Here is a 353-nt window from a genome sequence, read left to right as displayed (position 1 = left end):
AGACGGCGATGCCGGCGGCGAGGTCTTCTAGCGCCGCACCAACCGACTTGGACAGGGTGATCTCGCTGTCGCTCTGGCGACCCTGCTTCTCGCCACGTGCGAGCTCGTGCAGGTCGGCGACGATTGCTTCCGGCTTCAGCACGCCCGAGGCCAGCGGCTGGACGATGTCGCCGGCCTCCTTGGTGGCGCCGGCGCGGGTGTCGACATAGACGCTTGCGCGCCTGATCGCCTCGTCGTCGGCCTCGCGCATCGTCGGCGTGAAGCCGCCGACGAGATCGACATGGGCGCCCGGCTTCAGCAGCGCGCCCCTGACTAGCGGCGTGTTGGAGATCGTTGCCGAGGCGACAATGTCG

1 pseudogene is annotated in these 353 nt (G+C 68.8%); it reads right to left on the bottom strand.

Annotated elements, in window-relative coordinates:
• Nucleotides 1-353, bottom strand: a pseudogene (locus EN852_RS36770) (ornithine cyclodeaminase family protein); the annotation flags it as partial.

The organism is Mesorhizobium sp. M2E.F.Ca.ET.209.01.1.1, assembly GCF_004010375.2.
In the GTDB taxonomy this organism is placed as follows: Bacteria; Pseudomonadota; Alphaproteobacteria; order Rhizobiales; family Rhizobiaceae; genus Mesorhizobium.
Note: the sequence above shows the minus strand (reverse complement) of the source record. Positions and strands in the feature narration are given on the sequence as shown.